The organism is Streptomyces sp. NPDC019396 (genome assembly GCF_040632375.1).
Lineage (GTDB): Bacteria > Actinomycetota > Actinomycetes > Streptomycetales > Streptomycetaceae > Streptomyces.
On the sequence record NZ_JBEYBS010000013.1, the window covers coordinates 75,003 to 92,455 of the forward strand.

16 protein-coding genes are annotated in these 17,453 nt (G+C 69.9%); 8 read left to right on the forward strand and 8 right to left on the reverse strand.

Annotated elements, in window-relative coordinates:
• Positions 1–27 precede the first annotated feature (27 nt).
• From ABZ532_RS17155 to ABZ532_RS17190, 8 genes are read right to left on the reverse strand one after another with little or no spacing between them, the layout of a single operon-like run.
• Positions 28–2,016 (reverse strand): NADH-quinone oxidoreductase subunit L, encoded by a 1,989-nt coding sequence (locus ABZ532_RS17155; protein ID WP_361283429.1) that lies wholly within the window; start codon positions 2,014–2,016, stop codon positions 28–30.
• Positions 2,013–2,381: an NADH-quinone oxidoreductase subunit NuoK gene (gene nuoK / locus ABZ532_RS17160; protein ID WP_361283431.1), complete on the reverse strand. Its 369-nt coding sequence runs from the start codon at positions 2,379–2,381 to the stop codon at positions 2,013–2,015. Before nuoK ends, ABZ532_RS17155 begins: the two co-directional genes overlap by 4 nt.
• Complete coding sequence (locus tag ABZ532_RS17165) at positions 2,381–2,998, reverse strand: NADH-quinone oxidoreductase subunit J (RefSeq protein ID WP_361283433.1); 618 nt, start codon at positions 2,996–2,998, stop codon at positions 2,381–2,383. Before ABZ532_RS17165 ends, nuoK begins: the two co-directional genes overlap by 1 nt.
• Complete coding sequence (locus ABZ532_RS17170; protein WP_361283435.1) at positions 2,995–3,636, reverse strand: NADH-quinone oxidoreductase subunit I; 642 nt, start codon at positions 3,634–3,636, stop codon at positions 2,995–2,997. The genes ABZ532_RS17165 and ABZ532_RS17170 overlap by 4 nt, the downstream gene beginning before the upstream one ends.
• On the reverse strand, positions 3,636–4,604 hold the full coding sequence (locus ABZ532_RS17175) for a complex I subunit 1 family protein (RefSeq protein WP_361283437.1): 969 nt from the start codon (positions 4,602–4,604) through the stop codon (positions 3,636–3,638). The genes ABZ532_RS17170 and ABZ532_RS17175 overlap by 1 nt, the downstream gene beginning before the upstream one ends.
• On the reverse strand, positions 4,601–5,803 hold the full coding sequence (locus ABZ532_RS17180) for an NADH-quinone oxidoreductase subunit C (protein ID WP_361283439.1): 1,203 nt from the start codon (positions 5,801–5,803) through the stop codon (positions 4,601–4,603). The genes ABZ532_RS17175 and ABZ532_RS17180 overlap by 4 nt, the downstream gene beginning before the upstream one ends.
• The gene (locus tag ABZ532_RS17185) at positions 5,800–6,441 is read right to left on the reverse strand and encodes an NADH-quinone oxidoreductase subunit B family protein (protein WP_361283441.1); all 642 of its coding nucleotides are present in this window, start codon (positions 6,439–6,441) and stop codon (positions 5,800–5,802) included. The genes ABZ532_RS17180 and ABZ532_RS17185 overlap by 4 nt, the downstream gene beginning before the upstream one ends.
• Complete coding sequence (locus ABZ532_RS17190) at positions 6,432–6,833, reverse strand: NADH-quinone oxidoreductase subunit A (RefSeq protein ID WP_361283443.1); 402 nt, start codon at positions 6,831–6,833, stop codon at positions 6,432–6,434. Before ABZ532_RS17190 ends, ABZ532_RS17185 begins: the two co-directional genes overlap by 10 nt.
• A 245-nt stretch (positions 6,834–7,078) precedes the next feature.
• On the opposite strand from ABZ532_RS17190, the gene ABZ532_RS17195 reads away from it, so the two are divergent.
• From ABZ532_RS17195 to ABZ532_RS17230, 8 genes are all read left to right on the forward strand, one after another.
• On the forward strand, positions 7,079–8,350 hold the full coding sequence (locus ABZ532_RS17195) for a sensor domain-containing protein (protein WP_361283445.1): 1,272 nt from the start codon (positions 7,079–7,081) through the stop codon (positions 8,348–8,350).
• 193 nt (positions 8,351–8,543) lie between these two features.
• Positions 8,544–9,869, forward strand: a complete 1,326-nt coding sequence (locus tag ABZ532_RS17200; protein ID WP_361283695.1) for a sensor domain-containing protein — start codon at positions 8,544–8,546, stop codon at positions 9,867–9,869.
• Between the two features lie 198 nt (positions 9,870–10,067).
• Positions 10,068–10,748 (forward strand): response regulator transcription factor, encoded by a 681-nt coding sequence (locus ABZ532_RS17205; protein WP_361283447.1) that lies wholly within the window; start codon positions 10,068–10,070, stop codon positions 10,746–10,748.
• A gap of 246 nt (positions 10,749–10,994) precedes the next feature.
• Entirely contained in the window at positions 10,995–12,995 is a 2,001-nt protein-coding gene (locus ABZ532_RS17210) for a 2-oxoacid:acceptor oxidoreductase subunit alpha (RefSeq protein WP_361283449.1), read from the forward strand.
• Positions 12,988–14,049, forward strand: coding sequence for a 2-oxoacid:ferredoxin oxidoreductase subunit beta (locus ABZ532_RS17215; protein WP_361283451.1), 1,062 nt, complete (start codon positions 12,988–12,990; stop codon positions 14,047–14,049). The genes ABZ532_RS17210 and ABZ532_RS17215 overlap by 8 nt, the downstream gene beginning before the upstream one ends.
• 182 nt (positions 14,050–14,231) lie before the next feature.
• Complete coding sequence (gene rarD / locus ABZ532_RS17220) at positions 14,232–15,308, forward strand: EamA family transporter RarD (RefSeq protein ID WP_361283453.1); 1,077 nt, start codon at positions 14,232–14,234, stop codon at positions 15,306–15,308.
• Positions 15,309–15,340: 32 nt separating this feature from the next.
• The gene (locus ABZ532_RS17225) at positions 15,341–15,790 is read left to right on the forward strand and encodes a VOC family protein (RefSeq protein WP_361283455.1); all 450 of its coding nucleotides are present in this window, start codon (positions 15,341–15,343) and stop codon (positions 15,788–15,790) included.
• A 228-nt stretch (positions 15,791–16,018) separates the two neighbouring features.
• A complete protein-coding gene (locus ABZ532_RS17230) occupies positions 16,019–17,380 on the forward strand; it encodes a M28 family metallopeptidase (protein WP_361283457.1) in 1,362 nt (453 codons plus the stop codon).
• The last annotated feature ends 73 nt before the right edge of the window (positions 17,381–17,453 follow it).

Consider the following 17,453-nt stretch of genomic DNA (forward strand, 5'->3'; position numbering starts at 1 on the left):
CACGGATTCGCTGATATCGATCACGGCTCACACTCCGGCGGCGACGAGTACGGCGGCGATCGCCAGGACGACGGAGCCGGCCAGCAGGGCGCTGAGGTAGGTCTGCACATTGCCGGTCTGGGCACGGCGGACGAGCCAGCCCAGCCAGTTGGTGCCGGTGCCCGCACCACGCACGTAGGTCTCGACGACCTCGCGGTCCAGGAAGCGCACCAGCTCGGCGGCGGCCAGGACGGGGCGGACGAAGAGGGTGCGGTAGACGGCGTCCAGGTGGAAGCCGGCAGCCGCGGGGCGGTGCAGCGGGCCGAGGAGCAGCCGTGCGGGGTCGGCGGGGTCGGCCGTGGGGTGCGGCAGGTGCAGGGCTTCGGCCTCGACGAGCCCGGGCTCCGCCTCCGGGTGGGCGACCACCTGCGGCTGCTTCAGGGAGGTGGCCGCAGCGGCCCGGGCCGCCATGGCCGTGGTGTGACGCCAGGTGCCGTAGGTGACCAGGGCGCCGACCAGGGCGACACCTGTACCGAGCACTCCGGTGGTGAGGGTCGGGGTGAGCGGCCGTCCGTCGAACCAGTCGTCGATGAACGCGGCGCTCAGACCGAAGCCGAGTGACGGGATGGCGAGCACCCAGAGCACGGCGTTCATGGCGAGAGGCTGCCTGCCATGGTCCGGAGCCGGTGCGCCGTGGCCACGGAAGGCCAGCAGCCACAGGCGGGTGGCGTATGCGGCAGTGAGGAGGGCGGTGAGCAGTCCCGCGACCAGGACGGTCCAGCCGGCACTGGAAGGAGCGAAATGCGATTCGCCGAGCGCGGTGTGTTCGGCGGCCACGAGCACGGCTTCCTTGGAGAAGAAGCCGGCGAAGGGCGGAATCGCCACCAGCGCGAGCAGGGCGATCGTCATCGTCCAGTACGCGTCGGGGATCCGCTTGGTCAGGCGGCTCATCCTGGACATGGCGGCGAGTGAGTTCGTTCCGGCGGCGTGGATGATCACTCCGGCGGCGAGGAACAGCAGCGCCTTGAAGGCGCCGTGCGACAGGAGGTGAAAGACGGCAGCCCCACGGTCACCGACGGCCAGCGCACCTGACATGTATCCGAGCTGGCCAATGGTCGAGTAGGCGAGAACCCGCTTGATGTCGTCCTGGGCGAGGGCGGCGAGCGCGGAGCCGACCATCGTGATGGCGGCCATCACGGCGAGTACGACGAGAGCGGCGGCGGACTCGGCGAACACGGGCAGCAGACGGGCGATGAAGTAGACACCCGCGGCGACCATCGTCGCGGCGTGGATCAGGGCGGAGACCGGAGTGGGGCCGGCCATGGCGTCGGGGAGCCAGGTGTGCAGCGGGAACTGCGCGGACTTGCCCGCGACACCGGCGAGCAGCAGCAGTGCGACGAGCGTGGGGTGGTCGATCGCGCCCGCTGCGACGGCCCCGAGCACGCCCTTGATGTTGAACGTTCCGGCGTCGACGGCCAGGGCGAACAGACCGAAGAGGAAGGGGACGTCACCGAGCTTGGTGACCAGGAAGGCCTTCAGGGAGGCTGCGCGCGCCTCCGGCGTCTCCCAGTAGTGGCCCACCAGGAAGTAGGAGCAGATGCCCATGATCTCCCAGCCGACCAGGAGCACCATCAGGTCGCCGGAGTAGACGACCAGCAGCATCGCGGAGGTGAACAGCGACACGAGTGCCGCGTACGAGGGGTAGCGGGGGTCGTCGCGCAGATACGCCGTCGAATAGATCTGCACACACGAGGCGACGAGCCCGACGAGGACGGCGACCAGGACCGCGAAGCCGTCCAGGTAGACGGCGAGATCGATGGGGACCGAGCCGGTCGGGGTGAGTTCGGTGGAGGCGGTGATCGGCGTGCCGCCGCCCTGGCGCACCGCGACCAACACCGCCAGCGCGAGGGCGGCCAGGGTCGGCAGCACGGCCAGCGGGCGCACGAAGCCCGGCGCCTTGCGACCGGTGAGCAGGCCTGCGGCCGCGCCGATGAAGGGAAGGAGGGGAACGAGTACGGCGAGGGTCGTCGTGGTCACGCGGTGGCCTCAGCCTTCTCTGCCCCGGCGGGCTCGGCCGCCTCCTCGGCGCTCTGTGCGCCCTCGGCGGTGTCGCGGAGCTTGTCGATGTCCGAGGTGCCGCGGTTGCGGTAGACCATCAGGACGATCGCCAGACCGATGCCGATCTCCGCGGCGGCGATGGCGATGGTGAAGAGCGTCAAGGCCTGGCCGGCGTGCACGGCGTCGCGCAGCCAGACGTCGAAGGCGACCAGGTTGAGGTTGACCGCGTTGAGCATCAGTTCGACGGACATCAGCACCAGGATCGCGTTGCGGCGCGCGAGCACTCCGTACAGCCCGGTGCAGAAGAGCAGGGCGGAGAGCACTGCGGGGTAGGCGAGATGCATCAGCTCTTCCCCTCTCGGGCCGCATCGCTTCCCGTGCCCGTACCGGAGCGGTCGGGGGCGGCACCGGGCCGGGGCCCGCTCACCGGGGACTTGCGGGACAGGACGATCGCCCCCACCAGGGCGGCCAGGAGCAGGACGGAGAGCGCCTCGAACGGCAGCACCCAGTGCCGGAACAGGATCTCGCCGGACACCCGGGTGGAGCCCTGGCTGGGCCCGTCGAGATTGATCCAGGTCATACGGAAGGCGTCCACGACCACCCAGACCAGGGCGGCCGCGGAGGCGACGGCCACGACGAGGGCTGCCGGGCGGTTGCCCGAGTCGGCGTCCGGGGAGCGACCGATGGGCGCCCTGGTGAGCATCAGACCGAAGAGGAGGAGGACGACCACGGAACCGACGTAGATCAGCACCTGCACCCAGGCGATGAACTCCGCGGTCAGCAGCAGGTACTCGACGGCGAGGCCGCCGAGCGCCACCACCAGCCAGAGTGCGGCGTGCACCAGCTGCTTGGTCGTCACCGAGATGACGGCCGCGGCGAGCGTGGCGATACCCACCAGGACGAAGGCGATCTCGACGCCGTTCGGGGAGAGGAAGCCGTGTGCTTCGGCTGCCAGGCTCACGACTCTCCCTCCTGGGTCGCGTCGGGCTGTGCCGGGGTGTCCGGTCCTGTGCCGTCCTGTTCGGCGCCCGCCTGCTCTGCGGCGGCCTGCTGTGCGGCGGCCTGCTGTGCGGCCAGCCGCTCGGCCTCCTGCTTCTCGGCGGCCTTGCGAGCCGCGGCGAGTTCCTTGGGCTCCTCCGCCGCGGGGTCGAGCGCGGGCGGCTCGGGGACCGTCCACATCCACTCGCGGAGCTTGTCCCGTTCATGGGTGAGTTCGCGGATGTCGGTCTCCGCGTACTCGAACTCCGGTGACCAGAACAGCGCGTCGAAAGGACACACCTCGATGCAGATACCGCAGTACATACAGAGCGAGAAGTCGATCGCGAAGCGGTCGAGGACATTGCGGCTGCGCTCACGGCCACCGGGAGTGGCCGCGGGGACCGTCTCCTTGTGCGAGTCGATGTAGATGCACCAGTCGGGGCACTCACGGGCGCAGAGCATGCAGACCGTGCAGTTCTCCTCGAACAGGCCGATCACACCGCGTGTGCGGGGCGGGAGCTCGGGCTGGACCTCCGGGTACTGCGCGGTGACGGACTTGCGCGTCATCGTGCGGAGCGTGACCGCGAGGCCCTTCGCCAGGCCGGATCCGGGGATGGCCATTACTGCATCACCACCTTCACGACGCCGGTGAGGGCGATCTGGGCGAGGGCGAGCGGGACGAGCGTCGTCCAGGCGAGCCGTTGGAGCTGGTCCTCGCGCAGTCGCGGATAGGTCACCCGCAGCCAGATCACGATGAACGCGAGCAGCGCCGTCTTGAGCAGGGTCCAGACCCAGCCGAGGCCGTCGGCGCCGAACGGGCCGTGCCAGCCGCCGAGGAACAGGACGGTGGTGAGACCGCAGAGGACGACGATGCCGGCGTACTCGGCCAGGAGGAAGAGCGCGAAACGCAGCCCGGTGTACTCCGTGTACGCGCCGAAGATGATCTCGGAGTCGGCGACCGGCATGTCGAAGGGAGGACGCTGGAGCTCGGCGAGACCGGCAACGAAGAAGACGACGGCGCCCACGATCTGCCAGGGCAGCCACCACCACTCGAAGGCGTTCAGGATGCCCGGGAGGGAAACGGTGCCCGCCGCCATCGCGACGGAGGCGGCGGCGAGCAGCATCGGCAGCTCGTACGCGAGCAGCTGTGCGGCCGTGCGCAGCGCGCCGAGCAGGGAGAACTTGTTGGCCGACGCCCAGCCCGCCATCAGCGAGCCGAGCACACCGACACCCATCACGGCGAGCACGAAGAAGATGCCTGCGTCGATCAGCACTCCGACCGCGCCCTCGCTGGGTCCGATCGGAATGGCGACCAGGACGAGGAGGTACGGAAGCAGCGCCACGGCGGGTGCGAGCTGGAAGATACGGCGGTCGGCGTTGGCCGGGACCACGTCCTCCTTCTGCGCGAACTTCACACCGTCCGCGACAAGCTGGGCCCAGCCGTGGAAACCGCCCGCGTACATCGGACCGAGGCGGCCCTGCATATGCGCCATTACCTTGTGCTCGGTCTGCCCGATGACCAGCGGCAGGACCAGGAACACGGCGAAGACGACGATCAGCCGCAGGGCGACGTCGAGCGCGTCGTTCATGCGGAGTCGTCTCCTTCTGAGTCTGCCCGCGCGGCACCGGTTCCTTCGCCGGAGCCTTCTGCCGTGCGGGATGTCGGTGACGGGTGAGCGTCAGGGTCCGCCCCGGCCGCGGAACCGGAACCGCCATCGCCATCGCCATCGCCATCGGGCGCAGACTCAGGGGCGGGTGCCGGTGTGGCCTCCGCCTCGGGCGCGGTTTCCCTCGGTACCGATGCGGCCTCGGCCTCCGCCTCGGGCGCGGTTTCCTTCGGTGCCGGGGTGGCCTTGGTTTCCGTCTCGGGCGTTGCGTCGTCGAAGGCAGGGCGGGCGTGGTGCCATGGGGCGTCGGTGCTGCGGGGGCCCGGGCCGGGGGGGGGCGGGGTGCCCTCAGACGGCGTGGCCGTGGCCTCAGCGGGCTGGGCGGCCGAGCCCTCGCTCTCGCCGCGTGCACGCCGGGGCGTCTCAGGCTGCTGGCTCGCGGAGCCCTCGGCCGCGCTGCGCGCGCGGCGTGCGGGTGCCGGTGCCTCCGTGGCCTCGGGGGCCTGGCTGGCGGAGCCCTCCGTCACGCTGCGCGTGCGCCGCACCGGGCGTTCGCCAGCGGCGCGCGGGGTGCGGGCGGGGCGAGCAGGCGCAGGGGGGAGCTGGCCCTTGAGAGGGCCCCACTCGTTGGGATCCGGGACGCCGGGCGGAAGGGTCTGCCGCCGCTTCGGACCTCCGTGGTCGGACTCCCCCGGCTCCTTGGCGCCGGGCCACGCCTTGGCCACACGAGCCGCGAGCACGAAGTCCTTGCGCAGCGGGTGGCCCTCGAAGTTCTCCGGAAGGAGCAGCGGCACCAGGTGCGGGTGGTCGGTGAAGCCGACGCCGAACATCTCGTGGGTCTCGCGCTCGTGCCAGGCCGCGCCCGCGTAGACACCGACGGCCGTCGGCAGGACGGGGGCCTCGTGCGGCACCGTCGTACGGAGCAGCAGACGGCGGACCGTGTGTTCCTCCTTGCCGGGTGCCCCCAGTGCGGCGACATGCGCGCAGACGCGGAAGCCGGTGCCGGGCTCGTCGACGGCGCTCAGCCAGTCGAAGTAGGAGCAGCCGAGCTCGTCGCGGGCGATGCGCAGCGCGTCCAGCCAACCGGTGGCGGGCACGTCCACGGTCAGCAGGTCATACGCCGCTTCCGCGGTGACCTCAGGCCCGAAGCGTTCGGCGATGTCCGTCTCGAAGGAGCTCACGAGGCGGCTCCCGGGGCGGCACCGGGGGCGGGCGGCGGGGTGACCAGACCGCTGCGGAGTTCGCCGACGGACGCCCGACCCGGACCGGAGCCGTATCGCTCGCTCAGCGACTCGCGGGCGATCTTCTCCTGGAGCTTGAGGATGCCCTGGAGCAGCGCCTCGGGCCGCGGCGGGCAGCCGGGCACGTACACATCGACGGGAATGATCTGGTCGACGCCCTTGGTCACCGAGTACGAGTCCCAGTAGGGGCCGCCGCAGTTCGAGCAGGCACCGAAGGAGATGACGTACTTGGGCTCGGGCATCTGCTCGTAGAGCCGCTTCACCGCGGGCGCCATCTTGTCGGTCACGGTGCCTGACACGATCATCAGGTCGGCCTGGCGCGGACCGGGCGCGAAGGGGATCACGCCGAGGCGGATGAAGTCATGCCGGGCCATCGACGCGGCGATGAACTCGATCGCGCAGCAGGCGAGCCCGAAGTTGAAGACCCAGAGGCTGTATCGGCGACCCCAGTTCAGCACCACCTTCATCGGCTCGGGGGCGAGCCGGGAGAGCACGCCCAGCTTCCCCCCGCCTTCGGCAGGTCGCACCGACGGCTCCGGCAGCAGCACGGGCTCGGGGGTCTGTGGGGTCACGTCCATGCGAGGACGCCCTTCTTCCATGCGTACAGCAGTCCCACGGCCAGGAAGCCGAGGAAGATGAACATCTCCACGAGCGTCGTCGCGCCGAATCCGGGCGCGGCGAAGACCGTGGCCCATGGGAACAGGAAGATCGAGTCGACGGCGAAGATCACGTACAGGAAGGCGTACACGTAGTAGCGGACCTGGGTGTGGGCCCAGCCCTCTCCCACGGGGTCGACGCCGCACTCGTAGGTGAGCAGCTTCTCGGGGGTCGGGACGACGGGGCGCAGCAGCCGGCCCGCGCCGAAGGCCACCGCGACGAAGAGGACTCCGATGACGGCGAGCAGCCCGACGACCGAGTAGCTCTGGAAGTAGTCGGCCGCGAGTACGGTCGGTTCGGTGGGTTCCGGCACGTCCGTCCCTCGCTCCCTACCCCTGCGTTCGATGAATCGTTACGACGACCTGGTGCGATCGACGATCCTTTCGCACGGGAGTCTAGGCCCTAGTAAGGGCAGGGTAAGCAGCCGTATCACGCTTTGGTCGGGGATCAGCCACCCAGAGGTCCCGAAGAAATGACTCGACACGGGGGATATCCCTACTTCCCGGCGGCCCACATACCCCATGGCGTGGGCGAATCCCACCCGGCAGGCTTGCGCTCATGACCGTGACCAGCACTCCCGGCGGCGCAGCGTCAGGTGCCGCCATAGCCAAAGGCACCGACAGCGGCACCAGCGCAAGCAGCACCGGCACCGGCACCGGCAGTGCGAAGCGCGACGTGCCGCTCCCACCCGCCCGCTTCGCCTATGACCGGCACACCTGGAAGGAGATCGCCTATCTCCTCTCCGGCCTGCCCGTGGCCCTCGTCGGCTTCGTCTACACGGTGTCCATGGTCTCGGTCGGAGCCGGGCTGTCCGTCACGGTCGTCGGCCTGCCGCTGCTTGTGCTCGGTCTCGCCGGTTCACGGCTGATCGCCAGGGGCGAGCGGGCACGGGCGCGGGCCCTGCTCGGCGTCGTGGTGGAGGAGCCGAGCCCCATGCCGCGGCGTCGCGGAGAGGGGCCCGTCGCCCGGCTGTGGCTGGGCCTGAAGGACCCGGTGGGCTGGCGCTCCGTGCTGTACTCGGTCATCCGGCTGCCCTGGGGCATCGTCGGCTTCGCCGTGGCACTGACGGGCCTCCTGGTGCTGTGGCCTGTGCTGCCGTACATCGCCAGGGGCATGACCAACGCCGACCGTGCCCTGGTACGCGGGCTGCTCTCGCCCTCCGACGAGCTGGAGCGACGGATCGCCGAGCTGGAGTCGGACCGGGGCGTGGTCGTGGACACGGCAGCCGCCGATCTGCGGCGTATCGAACGCGACCTGCACGACGGCGCCCAGGCCCGCCTGGTCGCCCTCGCCATGGGGCTAGGCCTCGCCAAGGAGAAGCTGCTGGAGGACCCCGACGCAGCGGCGGCAATGGTCGACGAGGCGCACGGTGAGGTGAAGCTCGCCCTGCAGGAGCTGCGCGACCTCGCGCGCGGGATCCACCCGGCCGTCCTCACCGACCGCGGCCTGAACGCCGCCCTGTCCTCCGTCGCCTCCCGCTGCACCGTGCCGGTACAGGTCACCGTGGACCTGCCGGCGCGCCCAGCCGACGCGATCGAGGGCATCGCCTACTTCACCGTCTCCGAGCTGCTCCAGAACGTGAGCAAGCACGCCCGGGCGACCCGGGCCTCCCTGGACGTATGGCGCCGGGACGACCGGTTGACGCTCCAGGTCAGGGACGACGGGCAGGGCGGCGCCTCGATGCACGGCGGTACGGGCCTGGCCGGGCTCGCCGAACGACTGGGCGCGGTGGACGGACTGTTGCTCGTGGACTCCCCGCCCGGTGGCCCCACGGTCGTCTCGGCCGAGCTGCCGTGGCGCGACCGGGCGGCAACGCACGCCGCACGGTAGGGAAAACCCCCGGGCGAGACGGATACCTGCCGCATGGTTCCACCCAGTCACGCTCGGCAGCATGGAACCCGCACCCTCCGCCGGAGCAGAGCCACACCGGAACCCGCCGGAGGACAGGCTGGAGCAGGCGACGCCAGCCGACGTAGGTCAGAACAGGCCGGAAAAGGCCGGAACAGGACGGATGACGACGACGATGGCCATGGCCTACGGAACGGAACCGGGCGCCCGGGCGCCCCGCTCCCACCGCTTCCCCCGACCGCTGCGCGCGCCGTTCGAGGCAGGCACCTGGCGCGAATTCGGCTTCGTCCTGCTGAGCCTGCCGCTGAGCATCGTCTTCTTCAGCCTCGCCCTCAGCCTGGCCACGGCCGGTGCCGGACTGGTGGTGACCTTCCTCGGCATTCCCGTGCTGGCCGCCTCGCTCGCCGTGTGCCGTGGCTTCGGCGTGCTCGAACGGCTGCGGGCACGCACCCTGCTGGGCGTCGACATCGCCGAGCCCGCGCCGGTCCGGCCGCGCTCGGGCGGGCCCATGGCGTGGATGGGCGCGATGCTGAAGAGCGGGGTGTCCTGGCGGCATCTGCTCTACGCGCTGGTGCACATGCCGTGGGCGGTGTTCTCGTTCGCCGTCGCCCTGCCGCTGTGGGTCACTGCCTGGACCTGCGCCACGTATCCGCTCTGGTACTGGACGTTCCCGGTGTTCGTCGGCCGTGACGGGGCTCAGGTCTTCGCTGACGAGACGCACGCCTACTACGTCGACTCGCCCGTCGAGCTGGCCGCCACCGCCGCGATGGGGCTGCTGCTGCTGTTCGCGACCCCGTGGATCGTACGGGGGCTCACCACCGTGGACCGGCTGCTGATCACGGGGCTGCTGGGACCGTCCCGACTGGAGGGCCGCGTGGTGGAACTTGAGTCGGACCGGGGCGTGGTCGTGGACACGGCAGCCGCCGATCTGCGGCGTATCGAACGCGACCTGCACGACGGCGCCCAGGCCCGCCTGGTCGCCCTCGCCATGGACCTCGGCCTCGCCAAGGAGAAGCTGCTGGAGGACCCCGACGCGGCGGCCCGCATGGTGGAGGAGGCGCACGGTGAGGTGAAGACGGCGTTGAAGGAGCTGCGCGACCTCGCGCGCGGGATCCACCCGGCCGTCCTCACCGACCGCGGCCTGAACGCCGCTCTGTCCTCCGTCGCCTCCCGCTGCACCGTGCCGGTACAGGTCACCGTGGATCTGCCGGCCAGGCCGGTCCCGGCGATCGAGCGCATCGCCTACTTCACCGTCTGCGAGCTGCTCCAGAACGTGAGCAAGCACGCGCTTGCGACCCGGGCCTCCGTGGACGTGTGGCGGGCGCAGGACCGGTTGATGCTCCAGGTCAGGGACGACGGGCAGGGCGGCGCCTCGATGCACGGCGGTACGGGCCTGGCCGGGCTCGCCGAACGACTCGACGCGGTGGACGGGGTACTCGTCGTGGACTCGCCGTCCGGCGGCCCCACGGTGGCCACGGCGGAGCTGCCCTGGCGTGCATGACACGGTGCGTACACGACCACGCACCCCACAACCCGCCCGGCGCGCTGCGGCGCGCCGGGCGGGTTTGTGCCGGGTATGGGCACCCGGGACCGGATCCTGGAATGCTGGGGGAGCCGCACCGGCACCGGAACACGTCGGCAATGCGGCACACGCGATACATGCGGCACGCGATTTGCGCGGCCAGGGGGAAGCAGGGGGATGCAGGTCGTGGAGGACAGAGTGCGGATCGTGATCGCCGAGGATTCCGTGCTGCTGAGGGAGGGCCTGACCCGGCTGCTCACCGACCGCGGACACGAGGTGGTCGCCGGCGTCGCCGACGCGGACGCGCTGCTCAAGACCATCGACGACCTCGCGGCGCAGGACGCACTGCCCGATGTCGTCGTCGCGGACGTCCGGATGCCGCCGACCCACACGGACGAGGGGGTCCGCGCGGCCGTGCGGCTGCGCCGGGAACATTCCGGGATCGGGGTGCTGGTGCTGTCGCAGTACGTCGAGGAGCAGTACGCCACCGAGCTGCTGGCCGGAAACAGCCGGGGTGTGGGCTATCTGCTCAAGGACCGGGTCGCCGAGGTCCGGGAGTTCGTGGACGCCGTGGTCCGGGTGGCCGGGGGCGGCACCGCGCTCGACCCGGAGGTCGTGGCGCAGCTCCTGGGCCGCAGCCGCAAGCAGGACGTGCTGGCGGGGCTGACCCCTCGGGAGCGTGAGGTCCTCGGGCTGATGGCCGAAGGGCGGACGAACTCGGCGATCGCCAGGCAGCTGGTGGTGAGTGACGGAGCCGTGGAGAAGCACGTGAGCAACATCTTCCAGAAGCTCGGGCTGTCCCCCAGCGACGGGGATCACCGGCGTGTACTGGCCGTGCTGACCTATCTCAACTCCTGAGAATCTGACACCCTATCAGATAACTAGCGGGCGCCCAGCGGGCAGCCGCACCATCGACCGGGAGCGTCTGAAGGGAAGGATTCGGGGGGCGAGCAGCACTATGGCAAACCAGGACATCAGGTCGTCTCAAAAAGTCGTCCAGCATATGAGCGGTCCAGGGAAGGCCACCCTTACCGTCGTAGGGTTGGCCTTGGAGCGACCGGTGAGCCGGCCGCGGTCCAGCCGCCTCGAAGGAGGTCCAGTTCAGTGACCAGCCAGGTCAGTAGCCCAGCCGAGCACGCAGACGAGGCAGACGCGGCCGGAGAGACCGTCGTCGGGGGACAGCGCAGATCCCCCGGCGGCAAGGGCGACAGCGAGAGCAACGGCAACATCAGCAGCAACAGCGACAACGGCAGCAAAGAGGTCCGCCGCCTGGACCGTGTGATCATCCGGTTCGCGGGCGACTCCGGTGACGGTATGCAGTTGACAGGTGACCGCTTCACGTCGGAGACGGCGTCGTTCGGCAATGACCTGTCCACGCTCCCGAACTTCCCGGCCGAGATCCGGGCACCCGCCGGCACCCTGCCGGGCGTCTCCTCGTTCCAGCTCCATTTCGCCGACCACGACATCCTCACCCCGGGCGACGCCCCGAACGTCCTGGTCGCGATGAACCCGGCCGCACTCAAGGCCAACATCGGTGATGTGCCGCGCGGCGGCGAAATCATCGTCAACACGGATGAGTTCGCCAAGCGCGCCATGGCCAAGGTCGGCTACGAGACCAGCCCGCTCGAGGACGGCTCCCTCGACGCGTACAACGTCCACCCGGTCCCGCTGACGACGCTCACCATCGAGGCACTCAAGGAGTTCGGTCTCTCCCGCAAGGAGGCCGAACGCTCCAAGAACATGTTCGCGCTGGGTCTGCTGAGCTGGATGTACCACCGGCCCACCGAGGGCACCGAGACGTTCCTGCGCAGCAAATTCGCCAAGAAGCCCGAGATCGCCGAGGCGAATGTCGCGGCCTTCCGGGCCGGCTGGAACTTCGGCGAGACCACCGAGGACTTCGCCGTCTCCTACGAGGTCGCCCCGGCCACCCAGGCCTTCCCGGCGGGCACGTACCGCAACATCTCGGGCAACCTGGCGCTGTCCTACGGACTGATCGCCGCGTCTCAGCAGGCGGATCTGCCGCTCTACCTGGGCTCGTACCCCATCACCCCGGCATCGGACATCCTGCACGAGCTTTCCAGGCACAAGAACTTCGGTGTGCGGACCTTCCAGGCCGAGGACGAGATCGCGGGCATCGGCGCCGCGCTCGGCGCGGCCTTCGGCGGCTCGCTGGCCGTGACGACGACCTCGGGCCCCGGTGTGGCGCTGAAGTCCGAGACCATCGGACTCGCCGTGTCACTGGAGCTACCGCTGCTGGTCGTGGACATCCAGCGCGGCGGCCCGTCCACCGGTCTGCCCACCAAGACCGAGCAGGCCGACCTGCTCCAGGCGATGTACGGGCGCAACGGCGAGGCGCCGGTCCCGATCGTGGCCCCGAAGACCCCCGCGGACTGCTTCGACGCGGCGCTGGAGGCGGCCCGTATCGCACTGATGTACCGCACCCCGGTCTTCCTGCTGTCGGACGGCTACCTGGCCAACGGCAGCGAGCCCTGGCGGATCCCGGATCTGGACGAACTCCCCGATCTGCGGGTCCAGTTCGCCACCGGACCCAACCACACCACCGATGACGGCACCGAGGTCTTCTGGCCGTACAAGCGCGACCCGCGCACACTGGCGCGCCCCTGGGCCGTCCCCGGCACCCCGGGCCTCGAACACCGGATCGGCGGTATCGAGAAGCAGGACGGCACGGGCAACATCTCGTACGACCCCGCCAACCACGACTTCATGGTCCGGATCCGGCAGTCCAAGGTCGACGGCATCGAGGTGCCGGACCTGGAGGTCGACGACCCGGACGGTGCCCGCACCCTGGTGCTCGGCTGGGGGTCGACGTACGGGCCCATCACCGCGGCCGTACGCAGGCTGCGCGGCGCGGGGCTGCCGATCGCACAGGCACATCTGCGCCACCTCAACCCGTTCCCGAGGAATCTGGGGGACGCTCTGGCGCGTTACGAGAAGGTAGTGGTGCCGGAGATGAACCTCGGCCAGCTCGCCGGTCTGATCCGCGCGAGATATCTGGTCGACGCGCACTCCTACAACCAGGTCAACGGCATGCCGTTCAAGGCCGAGCAGCTCGCCGCGGCTCTCAAGGAGGCCATCAATGACTGAGACAGCGTCCACTCTGCTGTCGCTGGTTCCGAAGGCCGAGGCCAAGCAGTCCATGAAGGACTTCAAGTCGGACCAGGAAGTCCGCTGGTGCCCCGGCTGCGGTGACTACGCGATCCTCGCGGCGGTGCAGGGCTTCATGCCCGAACTCGGGCTCGCGAAGGAGAACATCGTCTTCGTCTCGGGCATCGGCTGCTCCTCCCGCTTCCCGTACTACATGAACACGTACGGGATGCACTCCATCCACGGCCGCGCGCCCGCCATCGCGACCGGGCTCGCCTCCTCACGGCGCGACCTCAGCGTCTGGGTCGTCACCGGTGACGGTGACGCCCTGTCCATCGGCGGCAACCACCTGATCCACGCACTGCGCCGGAACGTCAACCTCAAGATCCTGCTCTTCAACAACCGGATCTACGGTCTGACCAAGGGCCAGTACAGCCCCACGTCCGAAGTCGGCAAGATCACCAAGTCGACCCCGATGGGCTCGCTCGACGCGCCCTTCAACCCGGTGTCACTGGCGATCGGGGCCGAGGCGTCCTTCGTGGCCCGCACGGTCGACTCCGACCGCAAGCACCTCACCGAGGTGCTGCGCGCGGCCGCCGACCACCCGGGCACGGCGCTGGTCGAGATCTACCAGAACTGCAACATCTTCAACGACGGCGCCTTCGATGTCCTGAAGGACAAGCAGCAGGCCGAGGAGGCCGTGATCCGGCTCGTGCACGGGGAGCCCATCCGCTTCGGCACCGGGCACGAGAAGGGCGTCGTACGGGACCCGGCGACCGGCGACCTCAAGGTCGTCACGGTCACCCCCGGCAACGAGGCCCAGATCCTGGTGCACGACGCGCACAGCGCCAGCCCGACCACGGCTTTCGCGCTGTCGCGGCTGGCCGATCCGGACACGCTGCACCACACCCCGATCGGTGTGTTCCGCAGCGTCGAGCGACCGGTGTACGACGTGCAGATGGCCGACCAGCTCGATGCCGCGATCGAGCAGAACGGCAAGGGTGACCTGGGCGCGCTGCTCGCAGGGAACGACACCTGGACGGTCGTCGGCTGACGTCCGCGCAGGGTCACACGCACACACGCCAGGGGCGCCGGTCCAGGACCGGCGCCCCTGGCGTGTCATCCGGGCAGGCCCGAGACGGAACGTCATGACCGTATGGCGATACGGACATGACATGCAGCCCCGCTCGGCGCTACCTTCGAACGCGCGGGTGGCGCGGATGCACGGATTGCGCGGTGGGAGGTTCGGTGAAGGACGACGAGCAGCGGGCGGGTCTGCTGTACGGGATCGGTGCCTACGGAATGTGGGGACTGGTCCCGCTCTTCTGGCCGCTGCTGAAACCGGCCGGCGCCGTCGAGATCCTCGCCCACCGTATGACCTGGTCGCTGGCGGTGGTGGCGATCGCGCTGCTGGCACTGCGGCGCGGGCGCTGGATACGAGGGCTGCTGGCCGATCCGCGCAGGCTGGGGCTGATCACCGTGGCCGCCACCGTGATCACCGTCAACTGGGGCGTCTACATCTGGGGCGTCAACAGCGGCCATGTGGTCGAGACATCGCTGGGCTACTTCATCAATCCCCTGGTCACCATCGCGCTGGGCGTGCTGCTGCTGAAGGAGCGGCTGCGGCCCGCGCAGTGGGCGGCCGTGGGTGTCGGGCTCTCGGCCGTGGTCGTACTCGCCGTCGGTTACGGCCGCCCCCCGTGGATCTCGCTGGTGCTTGCCTTCTCGTTCGCCTGCTACGGGCTGCTGAAGAAGAAGGTCAACATCGGCGGCCTGGAGTCGCTGGCAGCGGAGACCGCCGTGCAGTTCCTGCCCGCGCTCGGCTATCTGGTGTGGCTCGGCTCGCAGGGCACGTCCACCTTCGGCACGGAAGGCACGGGCCATTCCGCACTGCTCGCGGCCACGGGGGTGGTCACCGCCGTGCCGCTGGTCTGCTTCGGGGCGGCTGCGATCCGGGTGCCGCTGTCGACGCTGGGACTGTTGCAGTATCTGGCGCCGCTGTTCCAGTTCCTGCTGGGGGTCGTCTACTTCCACGAGGAAATGCCCGCCGAACGATGGGCCGGCTTCACGCTGGTCTGGCTGGCTCTGTCCATCCTCACCTGGGACGCCTTGCGTACGGCCCGCAGCACCAGGGCACGGCTCGCACGGGCCGAGCGACTCGCGGAGGCGGAGGGCCTCGCCCAGGCAGGGTTCCTCCCGGGGCCCTCCGTGGTGGATGCCGCCCCGGCTGGAGACGCCGTGCCCGCCGCGGACGCCCCGCAGACTCAGGCGCGGCTCGAGACCCGGGCGCGGCGCGAGACCACCACAGGCTGACCGCCCCCGGGGCGCGCGACTATAACTGGTTCATGCCGCTGCACTGGAAACTCGTCATCGACGCGAACGACCCGCTCGCCCTGGCCGACTTCTGGGCCGAAGCCATGGGCTATCTACCGGAGGACAACAGCGCGCTGATCGAGGGACTCCTCTCCTCCGGGGTGGTACCGCCCGAACTGACCGTCGAATGGCACGGCCATCACGCCTGGCGAGATCTGGCCGCCGTCCGGCATCCGGACGATCCGTGCGACGAGGTGAGCGGTGCCGGTCTCGGCCGGAGGCTGCTGTTCCAGCGGGTCCCCGAGACCAAGACGGTCAAGAACCGTCTCCACATCGACCTGCACTCCGAACCGGGCCGGCGGGACGAGGAGGTCGCCCGGCTGGAGGGCCTGGGGGCCACCTTGGTGCACCACGTACGGGAGCACGGCGGGGAGTGGTGCATCATGCGGGACCCTGAGGGCAACGAGTTCTGCATGCAGTAGCGGGCGGCAGACGTGCGGCAGCTACGGCATCTCACGTACGGGGCCGCCGCCAGCCGTTCGCTGACCGAACCCGACTGACCGGTTTCCGCCCTTGACGGTCGGTCAGCATCTCACTGACCATTCCCCACAAACACCGCACCGAGTACAGCTCCAGCACCCTGCGACACCGCCGTCGCAGGGTGTCTCGCACGTTCCGTCCCATCCCCGTACGGAATCCGGAGCCCCCACATGATTCGCTCTGTGCACAGACGCCTCGCCGCAGGCACCGCGATAGCCATCGCCGGACTGCTCGCGGCGGCCGTACCGACCGCAGCGGCCACCTCCAGCACCACCACCAGCAGCAGCAGCTCCGGCAGTGCGGCCCCCGCACGCTCCCTCGCGGCCCTCGCCGCGCCGGACATCCCCGTCGCGAACGTCAAGGCGCACCTCAACGACCTCCAGTCGATCGCCACCGCCAACGGCGGAAACCGCGCACACGGCCGCACGGGCTACAAGGCGTCGATCGACTTCGTGAAGGCCAAGCTGGACGCGGCAGGATTCACCACCACCCTCCAGCAGTTCACCTCGTCGGGCTCCACGGGCTACAACCTGATAGCCGACTGGCCCGGCGGCGACGCGAACAAGGTGCTGATGGCCGGCTCCCACCTCGACTCGGTCAGCTCGGGCCCCGGCATCAACGACAACGGCTCCGGATCCGCCGCGATCCTGGAAACCGCACTCGCCGTCTCCCGCGCCCAGTTCAGCCCGGACAAGCACCTGCGGTTCGCCTGGTGGGGTGCCGAGGAACTGGGCCTGGTCGGATCCAGGTACTACGTCAACAGCCTCTCGGCCACGGACCGCTCGAAGATCAGCGGCTATCTCAACTTCGACATGATCGGGTCGCCGAACCCCGGCTACTTCGTCTATGACGACGACCCGACGATCGAGCAGACCTTCAAGACGTACTTCACGGGCATCGGTGTCCCGACCGAGATCGAGACCGAGGGTGACGGTCGCTCCGACCACGCCTCCTTCAAGAACGTGGGCATCCCGGTCGGCGGGCTGTTCACGGGCGCCAGCCGCACCAAGTCCAGTGCGCAGGCCACGAAATGGGGCGGCACCTCCGGTCAGGCGTTCGACCGCTGCTACCACTCCTCCTGCGACACCACCTCGAACATCAGCGAGACCGCACTCGACCGCAACAGCGACGCGATCGCCTACGCCATCTGGACCCTGTCCGCCGGGACGACCGTCCCGCCGACCGGTGACGTCTACGAGAACACCACCGACGTCACCATCCCCGACTACGGGACCGCCGTCACCTCGTCCGTGGCGGTCTCCGGCCGGACCGGCAACGCCCCGGCCGCCCTCCAGGTCGGCGTGGACATCAAGCACACCTGGCGCGGTGACCTGGTCATCGACCTGGTGGCTCCGGACGGCACCGCCTACCGGCTGAAGAACTCCAGCGGCAGCGACTCCGCGGACGACGTCGTCGCGACCTACACCGTGAACGCCTCCAGCGAGACCGCCAACGGCACCTGGCAGCTCAAGGTCCAGGACGTGGCCCGCTACGACACGGGCTACATCAACAGCTGGAAGCTCACCTTCTGACGGCAACGGCACGGCAGCGCCGACGGCGGCTGACGCGGGGTGTCCCTCCCGGGGCACCCCGCACCCGTCCGCG